Source organism: Streptomyces sp. NA02950 (assembly GCF_013364155.1).
GTDB lineage: Bacteria > Actinomycetota > Actinomycetes > Streptomycetales > Streptomycetaceae > Streptomyces.
Map to the genome: position 1 here is coordinate 6,652,465 of NZ_CP054916.1, position 18,063 is coordinate 6,670,527.

Annotated in this window: 15 protein-coding genes; 11 read left to right on the forward strand and 4 right to left on the reverse strand. The window is 71.4% G+C overall.

The genetic code is table 11. The features are described 5' to 3' along the window. Positions 1 to 216: 216 nt before the first annotated feature. The 6 genes from HUT19_RS29215 to HUT19_RS29240 all read left to right on the forward strand — a co-directional run bounded on the left by HUT19_RS29215 (position 217) and on the right by HUT19_RS29240 (position 5,613). Complete coding sequence (locus HUT19_RS29215; RefSeq protein WP_176183300.1) at positions 217 to 1,341, forward strand: exo-alpha-sialidase; 1,125 nt, start codon at positions 217 to 219, stop codon at positions 1,339 to 1,341. Next, on the forward strand, positions 1,338 to 2,678 hold the full coding sequence (locus tag HUT19_RS29220) for an ABC transporter substrate-binding protein (RefSeq protein WP_176183301.1): 1,341 nt from the start codon (positions 1,338 to 1,340) through the stop codon (positions 2,676 to 2,678). Before HUT19_RS29215 ends, HUT19_RS29220 begins: the two co-directional genes overlap by 4 nt. Continuing rightward, the gene (locus HUT19_RS29225) at positions 2,675 to 3,595 is read left to right on the forward strand and encodes a carbohydrate ABC transporter permease (protein ID WP_176183302.1); all 921 of its coding nucleotides are present in this window, start codon (positions 2,675 to 2,677) and stop codon (positions 3,593 to 3,595) included. Before HUT19_RS29220 ends, HUT19_RS29225 begins: the two co-directional genes overlap by 4 nt. 119 nt (positions 3,596 to 3,714) lie before the next feature. After that, entirely contained in the window at positions 3,715 to 4,545 is an 831-nt protein-coding gene (locus HUT19_RS29230; protein ID WP_176187449.1) for a carbohydrate ABC transporter permease, read from the forward strand. A gap of 24 nt (positions 4,546 to 4,569) precedes the next feature. Further along, positions 4,570 to 5,307 (forward strand): NADPH-dependent F420 reductase, encoded by a 738-nt coding sequence (npdG, locus tag HUT19_RS29235; RefSeq protein WP_176183303.1) that lies wholly within the window; start codon positions 4,570 to 4,572, stop codon positions 5,305 to 5,307. Positions 5,308 to 5,421: 114 nt separating this feature from the next. Beyond that, positions 5,422 to 5,613, forward strand: coding sequence for a hypothetical protein (locus HUT19_RS29240; RefSeq protein ID WP_176183304.1), 192 nt, complete (start codon positions 5,422 to 5,424; stop codon positions 5,611 to 5,613). 4 nt (positions 5,614 to 5,617) lie between these two features. Here HUT19_RS29240 and HUT19_RS29245 read toward each other — a convergent pair whose 3' ends face one another. After that, positions 5,618 to 6,415 (reverse strand): site-2 protease family protein, encoded by a 798-nt coding sequence (locus HUT19_RS29245; RefSeq protein WP_176183305.1) that lies wholly within the window; start codon positions 6,413 to 6,415, stop codon positions 5,618 to 5,620. Positions 6,416 to 6,578: 163 nt separating this feature from the next. Between HUT19_RS29245 and HUT19_RS29250 the strand changes: the two genes are divergently transcribed. Both HUT19_RS29250 and HUT19_RS29255 read left to right on the forward strand, forming a co-directional pair. After that, on the forward strand, positions 6,579 to 7,115 hold the full coding sequence (locus tag HUT19_RS29250; RefSeq protein WP_254886238.1) for a Uma2 family endonuclease: 537 nt from the start codon (positions 6,579 to 6,581) through the stop codon (positions 7,113 to 7,115). A gap of 42 nt (positions 7,116 to 7,157) precedes the next feature. After that, entirely contained in the window at positions 7,158 to 11,105 is a 3,948-nt protein-coding gene (locus tag HUT19_RS29255) for a BTAD domain-containing putative transcriptional regulator (protein ID WP_254885856.1), read from the forward strand. A gap of 144 nt (positions 11,106 to 11,249) precedes the next feature. Here the strand turns inward: HUT19_RS29255 and HUT19_RS29260 are convergent, their stop codons facing one another. The 3 genes from HUT19_RS29260 to panB form a co-directional block, all read right to left on the reverse strand. Further along, a complete protein-coding gene (locus HUT19_RS29260; RefSeq protein ID WP_176183307.1) occupies positions 11,250 to 12,077 on the reverse strand; it encodes an ABC transporter permease in 828 nt (275 codons plus the stop codon). Then, on the reverse strand, positions 12,074 to 13,099 hold the full coding sequence (locus HUT19_RS29265) for an ATP-binding cassette domain-containing protein (protein ID WP_176183308.1): 1,026 nt from the start codon (positions 13,097 to 13,099) through the stop codon (positions 12,074 to 12,076). The genes HUT19_RS29260 and HUT19_RS29265 overlap by 4 nt, the downstream gene beginning before the upstream one ends. A 169-nt stretch (positions 13,100 to 13,268) precedes the next feature. Then, positions 13,269 to 14,159 (reverse strand): 3-methyl-2-oxobutanoate hydroxymethyltransferase, encoded by an 891-nt coding sequence (gene panB, locus HUT19_RS29270; protein WP_176183309.1) that lies wholly within the window; start codon positions 14,157 to 14,159, stop codon positions 13,269 to 13,271. Between the two features lie 234 nt (positions 14,160 to 14,393). On the opposite strand from panB, the gene HUT19_RS29275 reads away from it, so the two are divergent. The 3 genes from HUT19_RS29275 to HUT19_RS29285 all read left to right on the forward strand — a co-directional run bounded on the left by HUT19_RS29275 (position 14,394) and on the right by HUT19_RS29285 (position 17,967). Then, positions 14,394 to 16,019, forward strand: a complete 1,626-nt coding sequence (locus HUT19_RS29275) for an MFS transporter (protein WP_176183310.1) — start codon at positions 14,394 to 14,396, stop codon at positions 16,017 to 16,019. Then, a complete protein-coding gene (locus HUT19_RS29280) occupies positions 16,016 to 16,708 on the forward strand; it encodes a TetR/AcrR family transcriptional regulator (protein ID WP_176183311.1) in 693 nt (230 codons plus the stop codon). The genes HUT19_RS29275 and HUT19_RS29280 overlap by 4 nt, the downstream gene beginning before the upstream one ends. Positions 16,709 to 16,941: 233 nt before the next feature. Then, positions 16,942 to 17,967: an endonuclease/exonuclease/phosphatase family protein gene (locus tag HUT19_RS29285; RefSeq protein WP_176183312.1), complete on the forward strand. Its 1,026-nt coding sequence runs from the start codon at positions 16,942 to 16,944 to the stop codon at positions 17,965 to 17,967. Positions 17,968 to 18,063 lie beyond the last annotated feature (96 nt).

Below are 18,063 nucleotides of genomic sequence, written 5' to 3' on the forward strand. Positions count from 1 at the left end.
GAGATCATCGCCGCTGCCGTCCATCGTTCGGACGACCCGGATCCCCTCCTGGAAGCCTGCGGTCCGCCCCTGGTCCGGGGCCCGGTCTCCAACTGTTCATGTGCCGTCTCTTGACGCTCTGTGAGGCAAACCCTAAGGTCGCCGCACACAAGGGACGTCCTACGTCCCATTTTTCTGGCTCGGCACTCGATTGCGACGGGGCATCGGGAGGGTCTGATGGCAAACGGTGCGGACGTCCGCCCGTACGAGGTCTCCGTCCCCTACCGGGCAGGGACCGGGGGATACGCGAGCTACCGCATTCCGGCGGTGGTGCTGACCCGCGCCGGGACCGTGCTCGCCTTCGCCGAGGGGCGGGTGGGCTCCGCCGCCGACCACGGGGACATCGACCTGGTGGTCAAGCGGTCGGAGGACGGCGGGCGCACCTGGGGCGCGCTGCGGGTCGTCGCGCGCAACGGAGGCGGTACGGCGGGGAATCCGGCCCCCGTGGTCCTCACCGGCGGCGCCCACGACGGCCGGATCGTGCTGGTGCAGGTGCACAGCGCCGCCTCCGCCACCGAGGACCGGATCCGGCGCGGTGAGGTGTCCGCGGCCGACGGACGGCGGGTGTGGGTGGCCCACAGCGATGACGACGGGGTCACCTGGAGCGCGCCCCGCGAGATCACCCAGCAGACCAAACGGCCCGAGTGGCGGTGGTACGCCACCACCCCCGGCCATGCCCTCCAGCTGCGCCACGGCCCGCACCCGGGCCGGATCGTGGTCCCGGCCAACCACTCGCTGCCGCCGACCGTCCCCGGCGACAACGGCACCGAGGGCCGCTACAACGGCGGACACGCGCTGCTCAGCGACGACGAGGGCGAGACCTGGCGGATCGGCTACGTGGACGACAACCCCGACGGCTACGTCAACGTCAACGAGACGACCGCCGCCGAACTCCCCGACGGCCGCATCTACTTCAACACCCGCACCGAAGCGACCGCCCCCGGCAACCGCGCCGACGCCTGCTCGCTCGACGGCGGCACCACGCTGACCACCCCTTTCCGGCCGCAGGCCGGTCTGGTCACCCCCGTCGTCGAGGGCTGTGTGCTGCACCTGGGCACCCCGGACGTCCTGCTGTACTCCGGCCCGGCCGACCCGGTCCACCGGGCGCTGATGACGGTGCGCGCCAGCCGGGACGGCGGTGTCACCTGGCGGCCGGTGCACACCGTGGACGGGCTGCCCGCCGCCTATTCGGATCTGGTCCGGCTCGACGATCGCACGGTCGGACTGCTCTACGAGACCGGCGACTTCAGCGCCTACTCGACTCTTACGTTCCGGCGCATCCCGATGGAGGAGCTGGTATGAGCACATCAGACACTCAGTGGTACGGAACCCCGCGCCGCGCCGTCCTCGGCGGCGCGGCCGCCACGGCCGCCGGGTTCGCCCTCGCGGGCTGCGGTTCGGACGACGACGGCGACAAGCCCGAGGGCCGCAAGAAGGGTGAGAAGATCACGCTCACCTTCTGGTCCTGGGTACCGGGCATCGACAAGCCCGTCGCCCTGTGGAACCGCAACAACCCCGAGGTGCGGGTCGAGGTCGAGAAGGTCTCGGCGGTCGACGGCGCCCAGTACGCGAAGATGCACGCCGCCATCAAGGCGGGCAATCCGCCGGACCTCGGCCAGATCGAGTACCCGGTCGTGCCCAGCTTCCTCATCGACAACGGGCTGCTCGATCTGACGAAGTACGGGGTCGGCGCGCACAGGGACAAGTTCATCGGCTGGCAGTGGCAGCAGTCCGTCTTCGGCAAGGCCGTCTACGCCGTGCCGCAGGCGTCGGGCCCGATGGGCCTGTTCATCCGCCATGACCTCTTCGAGAAGTGGAACATCGAGCCGCCCGCCACCTGGGACGAGTACGCCGATGCCGCCGAGGCGATCCGCAGGAAGGGCGCCTGGATCGAAACCTTCTCGGCCACCAACGGCAACCGCTTCGCGGGGCTTGCCTGGCAGGCCGGGGCGCGCTGGTTCGGCACCGAGGGCGACACCTGGATCGTCTCCCTCGACGACGAGCCCACCCGCAAGGTCGCCGACTACTGGCACGACCTGGTCCACCGGAAGATGATCAAGACCATCCCGGACCGGCAGAACGCCTGGTACAAGGATGTCCAGACCGGTGCGATGGCCTCCTGGCTCGGTGCCAGCTGGGGTGACGCACTGCTCGTCGGCAACGCGCCCAAGACGTCCGGCAAGTGGCGGGTGGTGCCCATGCCGCAGTGGAAGAAGGGCGACCACGCCTACGCCAACTGGGGCGGTTCCACCACCGCCGTCTTCGCCAAGAGCAAGTACCCCGAGGACGCACTGGAGTTCGCGGTCTGGCTCAACACCGACCCCGAGTCCATCAAGCTCCTGATCGAGAACGGCTACGGCACCCCCGGCGCCAAGAAGGGCTATGCCACCTCCGATCTCGATGTGCACAAGGACTTCTTCGGCGGTCAGACCTACAGCGAGGTGTTCGAGCGGGCCAGTAAGGGCGTTGACACCAGCTGGCGGTGGGGCCCGGCCACCGACACCCTCTACCAGCGGCTCGGCGACGCCTTCACCGCCGCCATCGGCAGCGGCGGCAGCTTCCGTTCCGTCCTGCGGAAGGTGCAGGGCGAGACGGTCAGCGATCTCAAGGAAAAGGGACTGAAGGTGGAGGCCGGGTGAAACGGCCCACCCGGACGGAGATCCGCAGTGCGCGGGCGGCGGCCGGATTCTTGCTGCCGTTCCTCGCGCTGTTCCTGCTCTGCTTCATCGCGCCCATCGGCTACGCCCTCTACGAGAGCATGTTCAAGGTCGAACGCACCGGCGCGCTCGGCCTCGGCGGGGAGACCAAGGAAGTGTGGGCGGGCTTCTCCAACTACGCGCACGCCCTCCAGGACGACCGCTTCACCGCCGGATTCGGCCGGGTTCTGCTCTTCGGCGCGGTACAGATCCCGCTGATGATCGCCTTCGCCACCGGGCTCGCCCTGCTGCTGGAGGCGGCGTCCGCACGCTGGGTCGGCTTCTTCCGGACCGCCTTCTTCCTGCCGTACGGCGTACCCGGGGTGATCGCGTCGATCCTGTGGGGCTTCCTCTACGTACCCGGTATCAGCCCGCTGGTGGAGATGGCCCATTCGGTCGGCTGGGACGTGGACTTCCTGGGCCGCTCCAGCGTGCTGTGGTCCATCGCCAACATCGTCACCTGGCAGTTCACCGGCTACAACATGCTGGTGCTGATCGCTCAGCTGAAGGCCGTGCCCGGTGAGCTGTACGAGGCCGCGCGGATCGACGGGGCCGGTGCCTGGCAGGTGGCCCGGCACATCAAACTGCCGCTGATCCGGCCCGCGCTGGTGCTCACCACCGTCTTCAGCCTGATCGGCACCCTCCAGCTCTTCGCCGAGCCCAAGGTGCTCAAACCGCTCAGCAACTCCATCGACTCCGGCTACACCCCCAATCTGGCCGCCTACAACGAGGCGTTCACCAGCAACAACCAGCACATCGCGGCGGCCGAGGCGGTGCTGCTCGCGCTGGTGGCGTGTGTGCTGTCCTTCGGCTTCCTCCGGCTGGTGGGACAGCGCGGAAAGGACGGCGAGAGCAGGTGACCACCGAGCTCACCGAGGAACTCCCGGCCGACGGCACCCCCGGGGCCGGCCCCGGCCCGCGCGGCGCGGGCCGCCGCCGGGGCCGCCCGGGCCGCCGCGGCGGTGGCCGCCGTCCGCCGCTGCGGTACCGGATCATCACCGTCTCGCTGCTCACCGTCGCCGCGCTCTACTTCCTCATCCCCGTCTACTGGCTGGCGGTCTCGGCCACCAAGTCCAGCAGCGATCTCTTCGGCACCTTCGGCTTCTGGTTCCACGATCCGCGGCCGCTGGACTATCTCCACCAGGTGCTCAGCTACGACGACGGCATCTACGTCCGCTGGTTCCTCAACAGCCTGATGTACGCGGGCATCGGCGCGCTCGCCGCCACCCTGCTGTCGGCCGCCGCGGGCTACGCCCTGGCCAAGTACCGCTTCCCCGGCCGGGAGGGGATCTTCAACGTGGTGCTCGCCGGAGTGCTCATCCCCGGCACCGCACTGGCTCTGCCGCTGTATCTGCTGTTCAGCGAGATGGGTCTGGCCAACACCTATGCGGCGGTGCTCATCCCGAGCGTCGTCAGCCCCTTCGGGGTCTATCTGTGCCGGATCTACGCGGCCGCCGCCGTCCCCGACTCACTGCTGGAGGCGGCCAGGATCGACGGCGCGGGGGAGACCCGGATCTTCGCCACCCTGGGGCTGCGGCTGATGACTCCCGCCCTGGTCACCGTCTTCCTCTTCCAGTTCGTGCACATCTGGAACAACTTCTTCCTGCCGCTGGTGATGCTCTCGGACTCCGACCTCTATCCGATCCAGCTCGGTCTGACCTCCTGGCAGGGCTACGCCGACCGGCAGCCTGAGCTGTACCAGTACACGGTGGGCGGCGCGCTGCTGTCCGTTCTGCCGCTGATGGTGCTGATGGGCGTCCTCCAGCGGTACTGGCGCACCGGGCTGACGGAGGGGAGCGTGAAGGCGTGAGGCGGGCGTGACAGTATCACTGTCATGACTACTTCCGATGGTGCGACTCCCGAGACCACCGCCCCCGCGAAGAAGGCCCCCGCCAAGGACCCGTGGGACCTCCCCGATGTGTCCGGCCTGGTCGTCGGTGTCCTCGGCGGCACCGGTGACCAGGGCCGCGGCCTCGCCTACCGGCTGGCCAGGGCGGGCCAGAAGGTGATCATCGGCTCACGTGCCGCCGAGCGCGCGCGGACCGCTGCCGAGGAGCTGGGCGGTGCCGAACTGGGCATCGAGGGCGCCGACAACGCCGAATGCGCCCGGCGCAGCGACATCGTGATCGTCGCCGTGCCATGGGACGGCCACGCCAAGACGCTGGAGTCGCTGCGCGGGGAGCTCAGCGGCAAGCTGGTCGTGGACTGCGTCAACCCGCTGGGCTTCGACAAGAAGGGCGCGTTCGCCCTGAAGCCGGAGGAGGGCAGCGCCGCCGAGCAGGCCGCGGCCCTGCTGCCGGACTCCCGGGTCACCGCCGCCTTCCACCATCTCTCGGCCGTCCTGCTCCAGGACCCCGCGATCGAGCGGATCGACACCGATGTGATGGTGCTGGGCGAGTCCCGGGCGGACACCGACGCGGTCCAGGCCCTGGCCGCGCGGATCCCCGGGATGCGGGGCGTCTTCGCGGGGCGGCTGCGCAACGCCCACCAGGTCGAGTCGCTGGTGGCCAATCTGATCTCGGTCAATCGCCGCTACAAGGCCCACGCGGGTCTGCGGGTCACGGACGTCTGAGCGGGCACGGGCGGGTCCCCGCCGCGCGCGGCGGGGTGTGCCGCACCCGAAGCGACGGGGCATGGGTGACAATGTCCGGGAAGCCGAGATCACCCCCGACAGGAGCCGCACCCCATGCCCCGCCTCGCGATCTACGCCCTCGTCGTCTGCGTCCTCGCCATCGCCGCGGCCGTGGTCTCGTTCGCCCGGGGCAGCCTCCTGGGGGTGGTGTGGATCCTGCTCGCGGGTGTCTCGTCCAACATGATCTGGTACTACGTGCGCAAGGCGCGGATGTCGCGGACCGAGGGGCGCGAGGTCACCGGCTGAGGCGCTATGCGCCGATTCCGGGGATCTGGGGCTCGCCCTGCCAAAATCTGAAGAACTCCTGCCCCCAATAGGTGTCCCATTGGGTCACCCCCAGCGCCCCCATGATCGCGTCCACCGCGTGGAAGAAGCCCTGGTTGACCTCCGGGATCCACAGCACCCCGAAGACCGCGAGCAGCCCGAACGGGGCGTACGGCTCCACCTGCCGCCGCACCCGGTACGACAGCCACGGCTCGATCACCCCGTAGCCGTCCAGCCCCGGCACCGGCAGTGAGTTCAGGATCGCCGCGGTGACCTGGAGCAGCGCCAGGAACGCCAGCGCGTAACGGAACACCCCCGGCATCCGGTCCACCGTGCCCGCCCAGAACGGCGCGGTCAGCGCGGCGGCGAACAGCACATTGGTGAGCGGTCCGGCCGCCGATATCAGACTGTGCTTCCAGCGCCCCCGGATCCGGTGCCGCTCGATGAACACCGCCCCGCCCGGCAGCCCGATCCCACCCATGACCACGAAGATGACGGGCAGCACGATGCTCAGCGCGACATGGGTGTACTTCAGCGGGTTCAGGGTCAGATAGCCCTTCGCCCCGATGGACAGATCACCGCCGTGCAGCGCGGTCCGGGCGTGCGCGTACTCATGCAGACACAGCGAGACGACCCAGCCGGAGACGACGAACAGGAACACGGCGAAACCGGGGCTCGCGGAGTAGTCCGTCCACACCGCCCACGCGGATACGCCCATGATCGCGACCAGACCGAGAAAGACGGGGCTGATCCGCCGGTCGCGGCGGCTGACTGCGGTGGTCATCGAGTGGGGTCTCCGTAGGGGGTGATGATCACTGGCGATGGAACGATGACCAGTGTGCGCATAGTTCCCGGCAAGGGGGAACAGAGGTGATCGGGGCCACACGGGCGGGGCGTTCTGCGGCTAGTCTGAGACCAACCTGGCCAGGGAGGAAACAGTGACGATCATGGAGGACAGGGCGGTGGATCTGCAGGAGCGGATTCGGCTGCCCCGGAGCGTGCGGCTGCGGCTGACCAGGAACGGAATGACGTTGGTACCGATTACCCAAGCGCACCTGACCACGCAGCGGCGCATTCTGAACCAGATCGAAGAGCGCCTGCCGGGCTGGACGCCCGTAGGCGAATTCGGTGTGCTCCCGCCCCGGGAGGGCTACACCCCGGAGCCGGATGTGTCGGCCGTCCCGAGCGACAAGCTGGAGCCGGGGGCCAGCAAGTTCCCCGAAGACCTGCTCCGCTTCGTCATCGAGGTCGTCTCCCCGGAGAGCGCCGAGCGGGATTACAGCACGAAGTCCGACCACTACGCACTGCGCGGCATCGAGGCGTACCTGGTCGTCAATGTGCTCACCGCCCGCTGGACGCTGCTCACCCGGCCCGAGAACGGGAACTATGAGCACTCCGTGTCCGGCACCTTCGGCGAGAAGATCGAGATTCCCGTGGAGGACCAGACGCTGGTTCTCGACTCGTCGCAGTTCATGAGGGTCTGAGGCCGACGTCCGACCGCGTGGACCATCGACCAGAATGGGCCCGTGCGCTACGCCATCCTCGGCACCACCCAGGCCCACCGCGACGACCGCACCTCCGTCGAGCTCGGTGGCGCACGGCTGCGGGCGCTGCTGGCCGCCCTCGCACTGAGCCCGGGGCGGCTGTGCACCACCGGCGCCCTCATCGCCGACATCTGGGACACCGACCCACCCGCCGACGAGCACGGCGCGCTCCAGGCCCTCGTCGGACGGCTCCGCCGCGCGCTGGGCAGGGAGGCCGTGGCCTCCGCCCCGGGCGGCTACCGGCTCGTGGCCGACCCCGACGACGTCGATCTGCACCGCTTCGAACGGCTGGCGGAGGAAGGCGCCCGCGCCCTCGCCGACGGCGCCCCGGACCGGGCCGCCGACCTCCTCGGCACGGCCCTCGCACTGTGGCGCGGCCCCGCCCTCGCGGACCTGCCGGGCGGCGTGGCGGCGGCCACCCGCGCGGAGGCCCGCCGCCTGGACGCGCGCCGCGCCCGGTTCGCGGCCGAGCTCGCCCTCGGCCGCGCCGCCCAGGTCCTCCCGGCGCTCACCGAACTCTGCGACGCGCACCGGCTGGACGAGCCCCTGCACGCCCTGCGGATCCGCGCCCTGCGCGACGCCGGCCGCCCGGCGGAGGCGCTCGCCGCGTACGAGGCGATCCGCGCCGAGATCGCCAACCGCCTGGGCGCCGACCCCGGCCCCACCCTCCGCGCCCTCCACGCGGCCCTTCTCACCCCGGAGCCGACGCCCCCGGCGGCCTTTGCGACCCCGACGACTCCGGCGGTACCCGCGCCCCCTGCGGGGCCGGGCGCCCCGGGGGCCCTCGCCGGTCCCGCGACTCCGGATGTCCCGGGGGTCCCCGCGGCCCCGGGGTCTGCGGGCCCTGTGGGTTCGGCGGCCCCGGCGGCGGGCGCGGGTTCCGCGGTGCCCGGCGTCTTCGCGGCGCCGGCCGAGCCGGTGCCCCCGGCCACCCCCGCGGCAGGTGACGCGACCCCTGCGGGTCCGGGCGCGACGGCGGGTTCGGCGGCCCCGGCGGCGGGCGCGGGTTCCGCGGTGCCCGGCGCCTTCGCGGCCCCGGCCGAGCCGGTGCCCCCGGCCACCCCCGCGGCAGGTGACGCGACCCCTGCGGGTCCGGGCGCGACGGCGGGTCCGGCGGCCCCGGCGGCGGGCGCGGGCCCCGCGGTGCCCGGCGCCTTCGCGGCGCCGACGGCGCCAGGGGGCGCTGCCGCGCCCGGACCCACGGCGGCGCCCGGGTCCACGGCCGCGCCCGCGGCGCCGGGTGCCCCCGCGGCGGGTGCCGCGACCCCCGCGGCTCCGGCCGTGCCGGGGGCTTCCCCGGACCCTGCGGCTCCGGCCGCCCCCGCATCCCCACCCCCACCGGCGGGCCCTCCCGGGGGTGGAAATCTGCGGGCTCGGCTCACCAGCTTTGTGGGGCGGGAGGCCGAGTTGGAGGCGTTGCGTACCGACCTCACCGGGCATCGGCTGGTCACCCTTCTCGGGCCCGGCGGTGCCGGGAAGACACGGCTGTCGCAGGAGGCCGCCGAGGCGGTCGGGGCCGCCTGGCCGGATGGGGTGTGGCTGGCCGAACTGGCGCCCGTCGACGATCCGGAGACCGTGCCGGAGACGGTGCTCACCGCGCTCGGCGGGCGCGAGACCGTCATCCGCGGTACCGCGGCGGAGGGGCTCCGCGCCGCCGCCGACCCCGCGACCCACGATCCGCTCACCCGGCTCGTCGAACACTGCGAACCCCGCCGCATGCTGATCGTGCTCGACAACTGCGAACACCTCGTCGAGGCCGCGGCCCGGCTCGCCGACACGCTCCTCGCCCGCTGCCCCGGCGTCACCGTCCTGGCCACCAGCCGCGAACCGCTCGCCGTGCCCGGAGAGCTGGTCCGCCCCGTCGAACCGCTGCCGGACCCGGTCGCCCTGCGGCTGCTCCAGGACCGGGGCGCGGCGGCGCGGCGGGGTTTCCGTACGGAGGACGACCCGGGGGCCTGCGCCGAGATCTGCCGTCGTCTCGACGGGCTGCCCCTGGCCATCGAACTGGCCGCGGCCCGGCTGCGGTTGCTTAACCCCCGTCAGCTCGCCGATCGCCTCGACGACCGCTTCCGGCTGCTGACCAGTGGCAGCAGAACCGTGCTGCCCCGGCAGCAGACGCTGCGTGCCGTCGTCGACTGGTCCTGGGATCTGCTCGACACCCGCGAACGCACCGTGCTCCGCCGTCTGTCGGTCTTCGCGGGCGGCTGCGACCTCTCGGCCGCCGAGGCGGTCTGCGCGGACTCGGAACCCCCGGCCCCGGCCGAACCAGCCGATGCCTTGGCCGACGCCGTCGATCCGCGCGACGTGACCGCGTTGCTCGGCTCGCTCGTCGACAAATCCCTTGTCGTGGCCGCGCCCGGGGCGACCGGGGAGATGCGCTACGGGCTCCTGGAGACCGTCGCCGAGTACGCCGGGGAACGGCTCGACGAGGCCGGGGAGCGGGCCGCGGCCGAGCGGCGCCATCTGGTGGCGTACCGGGAACTGGCCCGCACCGCCGACCCGTTGCTCCGCGGCCCCGCCCAACGCGACTGGCTGGACCGGCTGGAGAGCGAGCACGAGAATCTGCGCACCGCGCTGCGCCGCGCCGTCGCCGCCCGCGACGAGCAGGAGGCGCTGTGCCTGGTGCTCTCCCTCGGCTGGTTCTGGAATCTGCGCGGCCACCGCGCCGACGCCCGCCACTGGGCCACGGCCGCCGCCGAGCTCGGCCCGAACCCCTTCGCACTGCCGGTGAACCCCGCCCCTCCGCTGTACGCCGGCTGTATCGACGCCCCACCCCCGATGACGCCGGAGCTGCTGGACGAAGCACGCCGCGGGGTACGGCTTTTCGCGCTGGCCAACATCGAGGGCGATCTCCAGTTCATGTCGAACGACACAGCCCGGCGCGAGCTGGAGGGGATCGTCGTCGCCTACCGGGCCGGACTGCCGCAGACCTGCCGTATCCCCGGCCTCCTGTGGTTCTTCGCGGTGATCATCACGGGGGAGTTCGGCCTGCTGCGGGAGATGGCCGACACAACGGTGCGCACCTGCCGGGAGCTGGGCTACACCTGGGAGCTGGGCTTCACCCTCCAGCTGCGTTCCAAGCTGCTCAACGAGCGCAGGAGCGGGTACCAGGGCGCGACCCGGGACGCCGACGAGAGCCTGGAGATCTTCCTCCGGCTCGGGGATGCCTGGGGCGCGGCCGAGGCGCTGTCCGGCCGGGGCGAGGTGCGGGAGCAGGCGGGCGACGGCGCGGCCGCCGCCGAGGACTACCGGGCGGCGATCCGCTGCGCCCAGGAGCTCGGCGCCCATGAACAGGTGGTGCTGCTCCGGTCCCGGCTGGCCGGGCTGTACGTGGAGTTCGGGGACGAGGAGGAGGCGGCCGAGGGCGAGCGGATGCTGCGCGAGGTGGTCGACCGGGGCCTCCAGGCGGGTGCCGAGGCCCTGTCGTACGCCCGGCTACACCTGGCCCAGCGCTACGGCGTCACGGGCCGGGTCGCCGAGGCGCGGACCCAGCTGACCGCGCTGCACACGGAGTTCGAGGTCCGGGCGCTGAACCTGTTCCAGGGCGTCGCGGAGGGGATGCTGGCCTGGCTGGACCTGCTGGAGCGACGGCCGGGCGACGCCCTGGTGAGGGTGCGTGCCGCGCTGGCGAAGACGGCGGACCGGATGACGGATCTGGTCGCGCCGTTCATCCCGGTGGCACAGCTGCTGACCGGGGCCGAGGCGCTGGGGGAACTCGGTGGCGCGGAGCGGGCCGACACCGCGGCGCGGCTGGTGGGGGCGTACGACGGGCTGCGCGGCTCCCTGCACCACCGGCGCAACTCGACCGAGCGTGCGAGCCGGGAGCGGACCGAGGCCGCGGCGCGGGCCGCGCTCGGGGACACGGCGTACGAGCGGGCGTACGGCGAGGGCGGCGGCCTCACGCTGGAGGAGGCCATCGCCCTGGTCTGAGCCCCGGCCGGATCGTTTCCGGGGGCGGCGTCACGGCGAACGGCGGGCGGCGTCACGGCAGACTGCCCCGACCGCCGGCCAGGTGCGCTGCCCCCCGTGCAGCACACATGATCGGCGGTCGAGGCCGTGGCGGTGCCCCACCCCTCAGGTGGTCTTGTTGCGGAACTTGGCGACCGCGAGCGGCGCCGTGATCACCGTGATGCCCACCGCCCACAGCAGGCAGACGACCACCGGGTGGGCTATCGCGCCGTGGCCGCTGGTCAGCGCCCGGGCGGCATCCGCGAGTTGGGAGAGCGGGTTGTACTCGGTGAAGGACTGGAGCCAGCCGGGCATGGTGCTGGTCGGCGCGAAGATGGACGAGCCGAACTGGAGCGGCATGATCACCAGCATGCCCACGCCCTGGACGGCCTGCGGGGTCTTCATGGACAGGCCGAGCAGCATGAAGATCCAGGTCAGCGAGGAGCCGAAGAGGAGCGAGAGGGCCATCGAGGCCAGCAGCTCCACCGGACCGGTCTTGAGCTCGAAGCCCATGAGGAAGCCCATGGCCAGCAGGATGAGGGTGGACACCAGCATCCGCCCGGTCTCCACGATCAGCTTGGCGATCAGCACCGAGGAGCGGGCGATCGGCATCGTCCGGAAGCGGTCCATGACTCCCTTCTGGAAGTCGTCGTTGACACCGGTGCCGACCGACATCGCGATGTTCAGACCGCCCATCGCCATCATCCCGGGGATGAAGTAGTTGATGTAGGCGCCCCGGTCGCCCGCCGCCACCGCGCCGCCGAAGACGTACACGAACAGCAGCGAGAAGATGATGGGCATCATCACGGCGTCGAACATCGACTCCGGGTCCTGCTTGATCTGGAGGGCGTTACGGCGCACCAGCGCGCCGATGTGCCGCAGATTGGCCCGCAGGCCGATCCGGCCCTCGCCGGGGAGCGCCTTGGCGGGCGCGGTCATCGTTGCCGCGCTCATGCGGCGACCTCCTCAACGGCGTCGTGCTTCGTGGTCTCGTCCTGGGGGGTGGAGGTCTTCTGGCCGGTGATGGCGAGGAACACCTCGTCGAGGCTGGGCAGATGGGTGTCGATCCCGGCGATGGTGAAGCCGCGCTCACCGAGCAGACCGATCACGGCGGTCAGCTGCTCATCGCTGATGATGGGCACGTTGACCAGGCCCTCCGCGGGGTCCGCGGTGGCACTGCCGACGCCGTCGAGTCCGGCCTGGGCGATGGCGCCGACCATGCGGTGCAGCTCGCGCTGGTCGGACGGGCGGATCTGGAGGGTGCGGCCGCCGACCTTGGCCTTCAGTTCGTTGACCCGGCCCTCGGCGATGACCTTGCCGCGGTCGATGACCGTCAGGTCGTGCGCGAGGTGCTCGGCCTCCTCCATGTACTGGGTGGTGAGCAGCACCGTGGAGCCGTCCGAGACCATCCGCTTGACCTCGTCCCACACCTCGAGGCGGGTGCGCGGGTCAAGACCGGTGGTCGGCTCGTCCAGATAGAGCACCGAGGGGTGGCCGATCATGGACGCGGCCAGATCGAGCCTCCGGCGCATCCCGCCGGAGTAGGTGCGCGCGGCCCGCTTGGCGGCGTCGGTCAGTGAGAACCGCTCCAGCATCTCGTCCGCGCGGCGGCGGGCGTCCCTGCGGGACAGATCGAGCAGCCGCCCGATCATGTAGAGGTTCTCCCAGCCGGACAGCTTCTCGTCCACCGAGGCGTACTGCCCGGTGAGCCCGATGGTGCGGCGCAGCTGGCGGGGCTGATTCACCACGTCGTACCCGGCCACCACGGCGGTTCCGGCATCCGGCACCAGCAGGGTGGACAGACAGCGGACGAGGGTGGTCTTCCCGGCTCCGTTGGGGCCGAGCACACCGAGGACAGTGCCCTCCGGGACCTCGAGGTCGACGCCGTCGACCGCCTTGGTGTCACCGAAGTGCTTGACCAGCCCCCGAACTTCGACGGCGTTGCCGCCCCTGATCGTGTGTTCCTGTCGCTTCATGCCCCCACCATGGCAGCGGCCACCGACAACCCACCGACAGATGGCAGACAGACGGCAGACAGCCCGCCGACGGGGGAAGATCGGCGGGCTGTCGGTGTGCCGCGGTGGCTCACCGGGACCGGTCAGGGCCCCTGCGGCGGGCCTGGGCCCAGGTCCTGGCAGGGAGGGCCTAGTGGAAGGAGTGCTCCGCGGTCGGGTAGGCCCCGCCGACCACGTCCTCCGCGAAGGCCCGTGCGGCGTCGCCGAGGCTCTGGCGCAGCTGGGCGTACTGCTTGACGAAGCGCGGTACCCGGCCGTCGGTCATCCCCGCCATGTCGGTCCACACCAGGACCTGGGCGTCGCAGTCGGGGCCCGCGCCGATGCCGACGGTCGGGATGTGCAGCGAGCGGGTCACCTCGGCGGCCAGTTCGGCCGGGACCAGCTCCAGGACGACCGCGAAGGCGCCCGCGTCCTGCACCGCCTTGGCGTCCCGCAGCAGCTGCTGGGCGGCCTCCTCGCCGCGACCCTGGACGGGGTAGCCGCCGTAGGCGTTGACGGACTGCGGGGTGAGGCCGACATGGGCCATCACCGGGATGCCCGCCTGGACCAGCAGCTCGATCTGGTGGGCGGAGCGCTCACCGCCCTCCAGCTTCACCGCGCCGACCCCGGCGTCCTTGATCAGCCGGGTGGCGTTGCGCAGCGCCTGGACAGGGCCCTCCTGGTACGACCCGAAGGGCAGGTCGCCGACGATGAGGGCGCGCCGGGTGCCGCGGACGACGGCGGCGGAGAGCAGGGTCATCTCGTCCATCGTGACGGGCACGGTGGACTCGTAACCGAGGTGGCAGTTGCCCATCGAGTCACCGACCAGCATGACCGGGATGCCCGCCTGGTCGAAGACGGAGGCGGTCATCGCGTCGTAGGCGGTGAGCATGGGCCACTTCTCGCCGCGCTCCTTGGCGGCGGAGATGTCACGAACGGTGATGCGGCGGGATCCGGTCCCTCCGTACAGCGCCTTGGCGGCCGCTGCCGGACCGTTTCCACCGCTGCCGGACTGATTCTGCGCAGGGCTGACGTGCGTCATTGCGACGGCTCCTGTTCGTCATCTCGAGGCGCCCTGACGGCGTCCCCGGACCACCCCCATGCTGGCACGGCTCCGGTCGGGGGGAAAGTGGGACGGAATGGTCCGGGCGTGGCCTTGGCCACCCTCGTCCCGGCCCTTCCGCCGGCCTCCCGCACTCCTTGCCTTGGCCAAAGCATCGCAAAGAGTTTTCAATACGAGACGGTTCCGTATCGCAACGGTCTTAGCCTGGGCCGCATGGCAACCCCTCCCGGCACCCAGGACGCCCCCGACCGGTCCGGCGTCCCGGCGGCGATCCACCGCAGACGCTGGGCGATCCTCGTCGTCCTGATGTTCAGCGTCCTGGTCGTCGTCCTCGACAACTCGATACTCAACGTGGCGATGAAGACCATCGCCACGCCCGAACCGACCGGTCTCGGCGCCACCCAGTCCGAGCTGGAGTGGGCGATCAACTCCTACACCCTGGTCTTCGCCGGGCTGCTGTTCACCGCCGGTCTCCTCGGCGACCGGCTCGGCCGCAAGAAGGTGCTGCTCGGCGGTATGGCGGTGTTCGGCATCGGCTCGGTGCTCGCCGCCTTCTCCGGCTCACCCGGCGAGCTCATCGGCTACCGCGCGCTGATGGGCCTGGGCGCCGCTTTCGTGATGCCCGCCACCCTCGCCATCCTGGTGAACGTCTTCGAGCGCGAGGAGCAGGCCAAGGCCATCGGCATCTGGGTCGCCGCGGTCGGCCTCGCCATCGCCATCGGGCCGATCACCGGCGGACTGCTGCTCGAACACTTCTGGTGGGGGTCGGTCTTCTTCGTCAACGTCCCCATCGTGGTCGCCGGGCTCATCGCGATGGTGCTGCTGGTGCCCGACTCCAAGGACCCCAGGCCCGGCCGGCTGGACCCGCTGGGCGTGGTGCTCTCCGTCATCGGGCTGGTCCTGCTGGTCTACGGCATCATCAAGGGCGGCCAGCTCGCCGACTTCACCGACGGACAGGTGCTGGCCTCGATCGGCGGCGGTCTCGCCGTGCTCACCGTGTTTGTGCTGCACGAGAAGCGCATCGACCACCCGTCCATCGACGTCGGCTACTTCCGCAAGCCCGCCTTCTCGGCCGCCATCGCCGCCATCGCGCTGGTCTTCTTCGCCCTCATGGGCGTCACCTTCTTCATGGTCTTCTACCTCCAGAGCGTGCGTGGCTACAGCGCCCTGGAGTCCGGGCTGCTGATCCTGCCGCTGGCCATCGCCCAGCTGCTGTTCGCGCCCCGTGCCCGGCTGGTCGTCGACCGGTTCGGCGCCCGTGCGGTGTGCACCGGCGGCATGCTGCTGGTGGCCGCCGCCATGACCGGGTTCCTGCTGCTGGACGTGGACAGCCCGATCTGGATCCTCGAGGTGCTGTTCTTCACCCAGGGCGCCGGGATGGCACACATCATGCCGCCGGTCACCACCTCGATCATGCAGGCGCTGCCCCGCCAGAAGGCCGGTTCCGGCTCGGCGCTGAACAACACCTTCCGGCAGGTGGGCGGTGCGCTCGGGGTCGCCGTACTCGGCTCGGTGCTCTCCACCACCTACCGCGAGGGCATCCAGGACACCCTGGACTCCGTTCCCGGGCTGCCCGGCTCCGTACGGCACTCGGCGGGCGAGTCCGTCGAGGCCACCCTCGGCCTCGCCGAACGGCTCGGCCCCAAGGGGCACGTGCTGATCGGCCCGGCCCATGACTCCTTCGTCCACGCCATGCACATCACCGCGCTCGGCTCGGCCGCCGTCGCCCTGTTCGGCGCGCTGGTGGTGCTGGCCTTCCTGCCCGGCAAGGACACCGGCGACCAGGCGCCCGAGGGCGAGCAGCCGCGGGAACGGGCGGAGACGGGGGCGAGCCAATGACGGAACTGCCCGAACTGTCCCGAACCCCAACAGCCCCCGGACCGTCCGAAACCGCCGAACTCGCCGATCCCGACTGCTCCGCCGCCAAGGTCCGGGGGCGGCCCCGCAGCGCCGCCGCCGACGCCGCGATCATCGAGGCCGCGCTGCGGCTGCTGGAGGAGGGCACCACCGTCGACGGACTGTCGATCGAGCGCATCGCGCGCGAGGCGGGTGTGGGCAAGGCCACCGTCTACCGCCGCTGGCCCGGCAAGGAAGCCCTGATGCTCGAGGTGCTGCGCTCCCTGGAGGAGCCCGGGCCGGAACCGGCCGGGGTCTCGGCCCGGGACGACATCGTCACCATCCTCGAGTTCATGCGGCGGCGCGGTCTGGCCAAGCGCAACTCCGCCCTGCTGCGCAGCGTCGTCACCCAGATGCACGCCAACCGCGAACTGTGGCGGGCCTACGAGGAGAACGTCATCGCGGCCCGGCGCGCCGCGCTGCACGAGGTGCTGCGGCGCGGTGTCGAGCGCGGTGAGATCCGCGGCGATGTGGACCTGGAACTGCTCGGCGAGCTGTTCACCGGGCCGATGCTGACGCGCGCCATCCTGCACGAGTGGCGGGAGCTGCCGGAGGGGCTGGCCGAGCGGATCGTGGACACGGTCCTGGAAGGAGTGGCCCCGCGCGGGCGGGGAGCGTCCCCGTACGGGTAACGGAGTGGCCCCGCGCGGGTGATCGTGAGGGTGACGGCACGCGCGGGGTCCGTTGCGGCGGGTTTGTGCCCGTTCTGTCACAACAGCCCCTCGTACGCCCGGACTCGGAACCCACGCTCGTTCTCCACTCGTCCTCGTCATCGGGCACGCCCGATGACGGCGTCGGGAAAAGCCCTGGTCATCGCCTATGGTCTTCCCCTAGGCGCGGCAGTTGAGGCAGTGAGGGACAGCGAATGGCGCAGGCGTACACGCAGGAGACGGACCAGCCCGGGGGCGCCCCCCAGCGCTCCGGCTCCAAGGTCGCCCCTCTGCTCGACCGGCTCCGCAACGACCGCGGGATCTGGCGGCGGGGGCTGGTGCTCGCGGGGATCGCGGTCCTGCTCGCGCTGGTGATGATCTTCCACGCGCAGATCCCCAACGACGTCGGCAACCTCGGCAGTCTGCTGGAGACCTTCCTGCCCTGGCTCGGTCTGCTCATCCCGGTGCTGCTGGTCCTCGGACTGGTCCGGCGGTCGGCCAGCGCCGTCCTCGCGCTGGTGCTGCCGGTCGCCGTCTGGCTGAACCTCTTCGGCGGGCTGATGTTCTTCGACAAGGCGGGCTCCGGCGGCGATCTGTCCGTCGTCACCCACAACGTCAACGCGGACAACCCCGACCCGCAGGGCACCGCCGACGTTCTGCGCACCTCGGGCGCGGACGTGGTGGCGCTGGAGGAGTTGACCGGGGACGCGGCGCCGGTCTACGAGCGGGCGCTGAAGAACGCCTACCCGTACCACGCGGTGCGCGGCACGGTCGGGGTCTGGAGCAAGTACCGGCTGTCCGGCACCGAGCCGGTGGACATCAAGCTCGGCTGGACCCGCGCGCTGCGCACCACCGTCGCCGCGCCCCAGGGTGAGGTCGGCGTGTACGTGGCCCATCTGCCGTCGGTGCGGGTGCGGTTCAACGCGGGCTTCACCGCGGGGCAGCGCGACGCCAGTGCCGAGGCGCTGGGCCAGGCCATCGCGGACGAGCGGCTGGACCGGGTGGTGCTGCTCGGCGACCTGAACGGCACGATGAACGACCGGGCGTTGGCCCCCGTCACCTCCCAGATGCGCTCCGCGCAGGGCGCGGCCGGTGACGGCTTCGGCTTCAGCTGGCCCGCCTCGTTCCCGATGGCCCGGATCGACCAGATCATGGTGCGCGGGCTGGACCCGGTCGGGGCGTGGACGATGAAGGAGACCGGGAGCGACCATCTGCCGGTGTCGGCGTCGGTCGACTTCTGATGTGCGGCTCATCACGTTCGGGCCTCTTCTGACCTTCGCTGTTCACTTCGGTGACGCATCGGGGGAACACATGGCGTGAGAGAATTTGTTCAAGTG

What these genes read in the sequence shown, in the direction of transcription:
- HUT19_RS29215 (WP_176183300.1), top strand. Translation starts at nt 217, where the DNA reads ATGGCAAACGGTGCGGACGTCCGCCCGTACGAGGTCTCCGTCCCCTAC.
- HUT19_RS29220 (WP_176183301.1), top strand. Translation starts at nt 1,338, where the DNA reads ATGAGCACATCAGACACTCAGTGGTACGGAACCCCGCGCCGCGCCGTC.
- npdG (WP_176183303.1), top strand. Translation starts at nt 4,570, where the DNA reads ATGACTACTTCCGATGGTGCGACTCCCGAGACCACCGCCCCCGCGAAG.
- HUT19_RS29240 (WP_176183304.1), top strand. Translation starts at nt 5,422, where the DNA reads ATGCCCCGCCTCGCGATCTACGCCCTCGTCGTCTGCGTCCTCGCCATC.
- HUT19_RS29245 (WP_176183305.1), bottom strand. Translation starts at nt 6,415, where the DNA reads ATGACCACCGCAGTCAGCCGCCGCGACCGGCGGATCAGCCCCGTCTTT.
- HUT19_RS29250 (WP_254886238.1), top strand. Translation starts at nt 6,579, where the DNA reads ATGGAGGACAGGGCGGTGGATCTGCAGGAGCGGATTCGGCTGCCCCGG.
- HUT19_RS29260 (WP_176183307.1), bottom strand. Translation starts at nt 12,077, where the DNA reads ATGAGCGCGGCAACGATGACCGCGCCCGCCAAGGCGCTCCCCGGCGAG.
- HUT19_RS29265 (WP_176183308.1), bottom strand. Translation starts at nt 13,099, where the DNA reads ATGAAGCGACAGGAACACACGATCAGGGGCGGCAACGCCGTCGAAGTT.
- panB (WP_176183309.1), bottom strand. Translation starts at nt 14,159, where the DNA reads ATGACGCACGTCAGCCCTGCGCAGAATCAGTCCGGCAGCGGTGGAAAC.
- HUT19_RS29275 (WP_176183310.1), top strand. Translation starts at nt 14,394, where the DNA reads ATGGCAACCCCTCCCGGCACCCAGGACGCCCCCGACCGGTCCGGCGTC.
- HUT19_RS29280 (WP_176183311.1), top strand. Translation starts at nt 16,016, where the DNA reads ATGACGGAACTGCCCGAACTGTCCCGAACCCCAACAGCCCCCGGACCG.
- HUT19_RS29285 (WP_176183312.1), top strand. Translation starts at nt 16,942, where the DNA reads ATGGCGCAGGCGTACACGCAGGAGACGGACCAGCCCGGGGGCGCCCCC.